10 protein-coding genes and 1 pseudogene are annotated in these 8,110 nt (G+C 30.5%); 2 read left to right on the forward strand and 9 right to left on the reverse strand.

Going from position 1 to position 8,110, the window contains the following annotated elements; all coding sequences use genetic code 11:
• Together ACVC2P_RS11435 and pdxH are read right to left on the reverse strand one after the other, a co-directional pair.
• On the reverse strand, nucleotides 1-406 hold a 406-nt coding region (locus tag ACVC2P_RS11435; protein WP_452598603.1), incomplete at its 3' end, for a CAP domain-containing protein.
• A gap of 229 nt (nucleotides 407-635) precedes the next feature.
• Nucleotides 636-1,283, reverse strand: coding sequence for a pyridoxamine 5'-phosphate oxidase (pdxH, locus tag ACVC2P_RS11440; RefSeq protein ID WP_452598604.1), 648 nt, complete (start codon nucleotides 1,281-1,283; stop codon nucleotides 636-638).
• Nucleotides 1,284-1,355: 72 nt separating this feature from the next.
• Between pdxH and ACVC2P_RS11445 the strand changes: the two genes are divergently transcribed.
• Nucleotides 1,356-1,787 (forward strand): SRPBCC family protein, encoded by a 432-nt coding sequence (locus ACVC2P_RS11445; RefSeq protein WP_452598605.1) that lies wholly within the window; start codon nucleotides 1,356-1,358, stop codon nucleotides 1,785-1,787.
• Here the strand turns inward: ACVC2P_RS11445 and ACVC2P_RS11450 are convergent, their stop codons facing one another.
• From ACVC2P_RS11450 to ACVC2P_RS11480, 7 genes are all read right to left on the reverse strand, one after another.
• A complete protein-coding gene (locus ACVC2P_RS11450; RefSeq protein WP_452598606.1) occupies nucleotides 1,788-2,693 on the reverse strand; it encodes a ribonuclease Z in 906 nt (301 codons plus the stop codon).
• Between the two features lie 24 nt (nucleotides 2,694-2,717).
• Nucleotides 2,718-3,050, reverse strand: a complete 333-nt coding sequence (locus ACVC2P_RS11455) for a ribonuclease Z (protein WP_452598607.1) — start codon at nucleotides 3,048-3,050, stop codon at nucleotides 2,718-2,720.
• A 3-nt stretch (nucleotides 3,051-3,053) separates the two neighbouring features.
• Nucleotides 3,054-3,983, reverse strand: a complete 930-nt coding sequence (locus tag ACVC2P_RS11460; RefSeq protein ID WP_452598608.1) for an aspartate carbamoyltransferase catalytic subunit — start codon at nucleotides 3,981-3,983, stop codon at nucleotides 3,054-3,056.
• 102 nt (nucleotides 3,984-4,085) lie between these two features.
• Nucleotides 4,086-4,625, reverse strand: coding sequence for a bifunctional pyr operon transcriptional regulator/uracil phosphoribosyltransferase PyrR (gene pyrR / locus ACVC2P_RS11465; RefSeq protein WP_452598609.1), 540 nt, complete (start codon nucleotides 4,623-4,625; stop codon nucleotides 4,086-4,088).
• Nucleotides 4,626-4,787: 162 nt separating this feature from the next.
• Entirely contained in the window at nucleotides 4,788-6,620 is a 1,833-nt protein-coding gene (gene rpsA / locus ACVC2P_RS11470; protein ID WP_452598610.1) for a 30S ribosomal protein S1, read from the reverse strand.
• Between the two features lie 279 nt (nucleotides 6,621-6,899).
• Nucleotides 6,900-7,079: a hypothetical protein gene (locus ACVC2P_RS11475; RefSeq protein WP_452598611.1), complete on the reverse strand. Its 180-nt coding sequence runs from the start codon at nucleotides 7,077-7,079 to the stop codon at nucleotides 6,900-6,902.
• A 195-nt stretch (nucleotides 7,080-7,274) separates the two neighbouring features.
• Nucleotides 7,275-7,460 carry a hypothetical protein gene (locus tag ACVC2P_RS11480; protein WP_452598612.1) on the reverse strand — a complete coding sequence of 62 codons (186 nt, stop codon included), beginning with the start codon at nucleotides 7,458-7,460 and terminating at the stop codon, nucleotides 7,275-7,277.
• A 428-nt stretch (nucleotides 7,461-7,888) separates the two neighbouring features.
• Here ACVC2P_RS11480 and ACVC2P_RS11485 point away from each other — a divergent pair.
• Nucleotides 7,889-8,110 (forward strand): annotated as a pseudogene (locus ACVC2P_RS11485) (LysM peptidoglycan-binding domain-containing protein); the annotation flags it as partial.

An 8,110-nucleotide genomic window follows, 5' to 3' on the forward strand; every position in this document is an offset into this window, starting at 1 on the left:
GTTTATGTCCTTCGCTATTTAACCAAGCATTAACGACAGATTGAGCATTTGTAAATCCAAAAGCTACGTTTTCTGTTACTGCTTCTGCCCCTACGTTATTAATTAAATATGATTTTCTCGCATAAAAGTTATCATGAGAGACATTATCATTAACAACCATATACTCTGTATGTGTATATGCTTGCCCCTTAATTATTCCATTATTATTTAAAACATTAAATCCTTGGCTTATTCTATATTCATTAATAAGCTCCATAATTTCAATCTCTATAGTTTTAGATTGAGGAATAACTAAATTTTGACTTTGGTTTGTTTCTGGTGCAATATCCTCACTACTATCCGAAGAACAAGACGTTGTAAAAACAAATATAGACGCTACTAAAAATAGGTTAAATATAGATTTCATACTTGATAAAATTAGATTGGGGCTTTTCAAATATACCGAGACAGAAATAAGTTAAATGTTAAAAAAATGTTAAAATCGATGAAAAACATGCATTTTAACATCATTTAATGCTTTTCATCGATTTATAAAGTATAAAATTCGTTAAAAACAGTTTTTCAACATAAAAAAAAGCACTTAAACGATACCGTTAAGTGCTTTTGACTATTATTAATAAATTATAGCAATAATTTTACGGAGATAACCTATTTTTTATCCAATCGTAATCTGAATTTAACTTGTAATGTATTCTATCATGTAATCTATTGGGTCTTCCTTGCCAAAACTCTATAACCTCTGGTTTTATAATAAATCCTCCCCAAAAATCTGGCCTAGGAATTTCTTTACCTTCGTATTGCTTTTCTAAGGTTTTTAATTTTAACTCTAGTACTTCCCTACTTTCTATAACTTCACTTTGATTGGATACTAGTGCTCCTAATTGACTTCCTCTAGGTCTAGACTCAAAATACCCATCACTTAAATTTTTAGCAATTTTCTCTGCTTTCCCTTTTATGATGACTTGTCGTTCTGCTCCTGCCCAAAAAAAGGATAAACATACATTTGGGTTTTCTTGTATGGCTTTTCCTTTTTCACTTTCGTAGTTTGTATAAAAAATAAAGCCTTCGTAGGTATATTTTTTAAGTAATACAACTCTATTTTTTGGAAAACCATCTGTTCCAATTGTAGATATGGTCATCGCATTAGTTTCATCTTCTGGGAATTTTTCATCTACTTCAAGAAACCAATTTCTAAATAACTCTATTGGGTTATCTGGGGTGTTCTCTAATAATAAAGCTCCCTTTTCATAAGATCTTCTATAATTTCCTAAATCTTTTTCCATACTGCAATTTACAAGATTCTATAATTATTTTTACCATAATATTTTACTAACTTTAGCTTAAAATAATTCTTTATGAAGTTTACTTGTTCTGTTGATATTAATGCTAGCATAGATAAAGTTCAATCTATTTTTTTAGATACTAGTACTTTAAAATATTATCAAGATGGTTTTAAATCAAAAACCTTAATAAGTGGTAATGAAGGCGAAAAAGGCTCAAAATCTAAAATTATTTATGAAAAATTAGAGCTTATAGAAACGATACTTAATAATAACTTACCTGAAGAATTTTTAGCATTGTATGAGCATAAGCATATGACCAATACTATGAGGGTTGTTTTTTCTTCTATTGCAAATAATGATATTACACGTTATACGACTGAAATAGAATACATTAATTTTAATGGTTTGTTTATAAAAGTAATAGCCAAACTATTTCCTGGGTTATTTAAAAAACAGGTACAAAAATGGTTAAATCAATTTAAACGATATGTAGAAGAACACTAATTAAAACTCAAAAACTTTTCCATCGTCTCCTAATAAAACATTATCAAAATGTTCATTAGCTTCTATTTTAAATTGATTCAAATCTGCGTAACGTGTAGAATAATGTCCTAATATTAATGTCCCAACATTAGCTAATTTTGCAATTTTTGCTGCTTCTTTAGCTGTACTGTGTTTTGTTTTTGGGCCTAATTTAGCATGCTGTTCTAAAAATGTAGATTCATGATACAATACATCTACCTCTTTAATTAAGGGTACAATGTCTTCTTTATATGCTGTATCGCTACAAAATGCATAACTTTTGGGCTTATTAGCTGGTTTAGTTACTGTTTCGTTTTTTACTAGTTCTCCTGCTTCATTTATAACATCTGCTCCTTGTTTTAATTTTCTGTAATAGGCTACATTAATATCTGCATTTAAAACTGCATTCATATCTAGCTTACGTTCTCCTTCTTTTTCTTTAAACAAAAAGCCATTAGTATATACTCTATGATCTAAAGGTATAGTATGTACTTCTACTTTATCATCTTCAAAAATAATTTCGGAAGTTGTGCTTGAGAGTTCATGAAAGTACAAATTATAATTTGTCCAAGAGTTAGATATTTTTAATTGTAATGTTATAATTTCTTTTAGTCCTTTTGGGGCGTAGATGTGTAAATCTGCTTCTCGAGTTAATAGTCTAAACGTAGAAATTAACCCTACTAGTCCAAAAAAATGATCGCCGTGTAAATGAGATATAAATATATGTTTAATGCGATTAAACTTAATTTTATGTCTTCGTAACTCTACCTGTGTTCCTTCACCACAGTCTATTAAAAAGATGTGATTATTTATCTCTAGAACTTGTGCTGTTGGGTTTGTAAATGTACGAGGTGTTGCACTGTAGCAACCTAATATGTTTAATTTCATGTAATAGTTAAGTACTATGCGTAATTAAAACCCTAAATCGCGTTCCATTTCTTCCATTTCAATAATATCGTAGGCTTCTTTTAAAGTAGGTACTACAACTATTTCATCTGGAGTTTTATCGATATCTGTTTTTGAATTTACAAGTACAAAAGATAGCTTATTGCCTCTATGTGTATTAGATATTTGTAGAAATTCAACAATGTTTTCTGTACTTATTGGCTCTAAAGCTCCAAGGTTTACAATAATATTATCGTTTTTAAATTTTGGGTATAAAGCTTCAATTTTTTTTACCAATTCTATAATAGTAGCTTTCTCTTGAGTAATTATGGAAATGTTTCCGTCTTTGTCTATAATCATAATCTACTGTTTTATTTTTGAAGCTAGTAAATAAATTACTGCCATCCTAACTGCGACACCATTTTGCACTTGATCTAAAATTATGGCTTGTTTAGAATCTGCCACATCACTAGTTATTTCAACACCTCTATTTATAGGTCCTGGGTGCATAATTGTAATTTCCTTATCTAGTGAATCTAGTAATTCTTTAGTCACTCCAAATTGTTGTGTGTATTCTCTTGTTGATGGAAAATAACTAATATCCATACGTTCATTTTGTACACGTAACATATTAGCTACATCACACCATTGTAATGCTTTCCTTAAATTAGTTTCTACTGTTACTCCTAATTTATCTATATATTTTGGTATTAATGTTTTTGGTCCACAAACCATAACATTAGCTCCTTGTAGTTTTAAGGCATATATGTTTGATAGTGCTACTCTACTGTGTAATATATCACCTACTATAACTACATTTTTCCCAGCTACATCTCCTAATCGCTCTCTAATAGAATACGAATCTAATAAGGCTTGTGTGGGATGCTCATGTGCACCATCTCCTGCATTAATAATATTTGCATTGACGTGTTTAGATAAAAAGACACCTGCGCCTGGGTTTGGATGACGCATAACAACCATATCCACCTTCATAGATAAAATATTGTTAACGGTATCTATTAGGGTTTCTCCTTTTTTTACTGAAGATTGTCCAGCTGAAAAATTAATAACATCGGCAGATAATCGTTTTTCTGCTAATTCAAAAGATAGTTTGGTTCTTGTTGAATTTTCGAAAAACAGGTTTGCTATTGTAATATCTCTAAGTGAAGGCACTTTTTTTATTGGTCTATTAATCACTTCTTTAAAATGATCTGCCGTTTCAAAAATAAGTTGAATATCTTTTTCCTGAATGTATTTAATTCCCAATAAGTGATTTACACTTAACTCGCTCATATTATTTTAGTTATTTACTAGCTCTGTAGCCTGTAATTAATATAATCTATTTATTGTTTTGTTTTATAAGGTTGTAAGCAACCACACTTTTACCTCTTAAAATTAATTGTTAACAAGGTAAACGCAATCTTCTCCTTCGTTTTCTACCCAATTAACCTTCACTTTTTCTTTATTTATGGCATCTACTTGTCGCCCTCTATAATTGGGCTGTATTGGTAAATGTCTACTAAATCGTCTATCTATTAAGGTTAACAATTCTATTTCTTTAGGTCTTCCAAAAGATTGAATTGCTGTTAAAGCAGAGCGTATACTCCTTCCTGTGTATAATACATCGTCTATGAATACTACATTTTTATTTTCTACTTGAAAATTAATTTCTGTAGTATTAGCTTCTAGTATTTTTTCTCCTCTTCTAAAATCATCACGATAAAAGGTAATGTCTAAAAGCCCTAGCTGTAAATCTTTAATATTATATTCTGTTTTTAGTAGTATTGCTAAACGATTAGCTAAGAATTTCCCTCTTGGTTGAATCCCTATTAAAACAGTATTAGAAAAGTCGTTGTGATTTTCAATAAGTTGACAAGCCAGTCTATGTAGAATGATGTTTACCTCGGTTGCGTTAAGTAACACTTTTTGACTCATATTTCTCCAAACGTATTTGGTATACAAAGTTAACGTAAATATTTAGAAGTTGAAACATAAAATTAAACTTCAATAGTTACAGTTATAAACAAAAAAAGCCTCTCGATAATCGAGAGGCTTCATTTCTATTAGGATGAGATTCCTGTTTTCACAGGAATATAATTATATTTTCCCGTCCATTTTATCTTTAAGTGCTTGTAAAGCATCATTAGCATCACCTAAAGTTGGTTTTGCTTCTGCAGCTTGAGCAGCTTGTTTTTTAGCAGCAGCTTTCACATTTGCCATTTCTTCTTCTTTAAAGATTGCTGTATGCGATGCTACAACTCTCTTAAATTCTTTATTGAATTCAATGATTTTGAAATCTGCAGAATCTCCTTTCTTAAGTTTCTTTCCATCTTCTTTTTCAAGGTGACGTGAAGGAACAAAAGCAACGATATCTTCGTTAAACTCAATAGTTGCACCTTTATCTACAACCTCAGCAATCTCTGCTGTATGAGTTGTTCCTAAAGCGAACTCAGTTTCGTACTTATCCCAAGGGTTTTCTGTTGTTTGCTTGTGACCTAAAGATAATTTACGTCCTTCCACATCTAACTCAAGTACTACTACTTCTAATTTATCTCCAACTGCACAGAACTCAGATGGGTGCTTAATTTTCTTAGTCCAAGATAAATCTGAGATGTAAATTAATCCATCAATACCTTCTTCTAATTCAACAAATACACCAAAGTTTGTAAAGTTACGTACTATACCTGTGTGCTTAGAACCTACAGGGTATTTAGTTGTAATATCTGTCCATGGGTCTTGCGTTAATTGCTTGATACCTAGAGACATTTTACGATCTTCTCTATCTAAAGTTAATACTTGTGCTTCTACTACATCTCCAACAGATACGAAGTCGTTAGCAGAACGTAAGTGTGTAGACCAAGACATTTCAGATACGTGTACTAATCCTTCTACTCCTTCTGCTACTTCAATAAATGCACCGTAATCTGCGATTACTACTACTTTACCTTTTACTTTATCTCCAACATTTACTTCTTCTCCTAATGCATCCCAAGGGTGCTTGCTTAATTGCTTAAGACCTAATTGGATTCTTGATTTGTTTTCATCAAAATCAAGGATTACTACATTTAGTTTCTGATCTAACTCAACAATCTCATTTGGATGGTTAATTCTAGACCAAGATAAATCTGTAATGTGAACTAATCCATCAACGCCTCCAAGGTCGATAAATACACCGTAAGATGTAATGTTTTTAACAACACCTTCTAATACTTGACCTTTTTCTAATTGACCGATGATTTCTTTCTTCTGTACTTCAATATCAGCTTCAATAAGTGCTTTATGAGATACTACTACGTTTTTGAATTCGTGGTTGATTTTAACAACTTTAAATTCCATAGTTTTATTTACATACTGGTCGTAATCTCTAATTGGTTTAACGTCAATTTGAGAACCTGGTAAGAATGCTTCAATTCCAAAAACATCTACAATCATACCACCTTTTGTTCTACACTTAACGAAACCATTAACGATTTCTCCTGTGTCGTGTGCATTATTTACACGATCCCATGCTTTAATTACACGTGCTTTTCTGTGAGATAATACTAATTGTCCTGTTGCATCTTCACGAACATCAATTAATACTTCTACTTTGTCACCAACTGCTAAGTTAGGATTGTAACGGAACTCGTTTAATGAGATTACACCTTCAGACTTTGCGTTAATGTCGATGATAGCATCACGATCTGTAATATGAATTACTTCTCCTTCTACTACTTCATCATTTAAAGTATCTACGAAATTTTCAGATACTAATTTTTCAAACTCTTTTAATTGAGAATCTTCTACCTCATCAATTCCTTCTTGGTAATTGTGCCAGTTAAATTCTGCTAAGAATTTTTCAGGGTTTGCTTGTGCTTCAGAAATTACTGGAGCTTCTACTGTTGTTGCTTCTTTAGCTTCAACTTCTGCTTGTTTTGCTTTGTCAGCCATTGCAGATAATAATTTGTATTCTGTATGTTTTTAGAAAGTTTTAAGCGATTTCACACAGAAGTGTTAAATATAAAATTTGTTGTATCCTTTTTCCGTCTTTCTATAATTCGCTGAAAAGGAGTGCAAAAATACTACTTTTTTTCCAAATTCACTAAATTATCTGATTTATAACTAATTAATTTAATTTTTTACCCAAAAAAGATTGAAAAAAAAAGTGTTATGCATGTAAACTAATAATAGTCAAACACATAACACTTTTAAAATAATAAAACTTGTTTATTATTCTAATAACCACGCAACAAATGCGGCTGATATACCTGCACATCCCGCAGATGACATATTTGCTGTTGCTACAAAACATGCTGGAGTACTACCTCCTTCTGCTTTTAACATTTGGTTATCATTTAATTCTACTAAGCTACTTGTTTTGAAATTAAGTTTTGAATTTTGTGTTTTCATAATTAAATTATTTTAATGTTTATACTTGTTAGATGCTCTATCTAACTATTTATATGAGACTCAAAAGAATTGTAAAAAACACTCTAAAACAAGTTAACTCTCTCCATTTTTATAAAAAAGAACAGCAAAAAAACATTAAAAAAAAGCGTTATATATAAAACATATAACGCTTTTAATAGGTTCTTTTTTTGATTACTAATCAAATAACCAAGCTACTATTGCTGCTGCAACTGATGCGCATCCTGCAGATGATGCATTTGCTACTACTGCTGCTGCTGCACATGCTGGTGTAGTTCCTCCTTCTGTTTCTAACATTTGATTGTCATTTAATTCTACCAAATCATTTGTTTTAAAACTAAGTTTACTGTTTTGTGTTTTCATAATTTAATTGTTTTAATATTATACTTGTTAGATACTATACCTAACTATTTCTGTATTCAAAAGAATTCTAAAAATTATATTAAAACAACTTGAATCTCACGAATTTTATAAAATTAGACGGCCTACAAAATGCCTTAACAAACTAACAAACATCATTTTATAAAAAACCAACGCTCTAACTTATCTATTGATTAGGAAATAGATTATTTTGTGTTATTATTAGTGTTTTATTTTGTGGTTAACTGTGGCAAGACCAAATCATCAATTTAACATTACAAAACCACTATGCATTTAATCGGCAAAAACAACATTTTATCGTGTTTTTTGTTATTTATCTATTTTTTAAAATTCATAAATATTGAATTTGACGTATTAATTACTATCTTTAGATTATTAAGATTAACATTAAAAACAACAAATTTATTATTATGAGTGTTAGAGAAAAGTATCAAACTGTACTTAGTTTAGGAGAAGCATTAAACATACAAAATGGAGATGTATCTGAGGAAAATGGTGTGTTAAAAGTAGTAGGAACTGCAAATACGCAATACGAAAAAAACCTACTTTGGAATGCTATTAAAACTGCTGGAGGTGAAGAGCCTGCAGATATTATGGCAGATATAAAAGTAGCAGACGAAAGTGTATACCAC

It is taken from the genome of Pontimicrobium sp. MEBiC01747, from assembly GCF_053601635.1.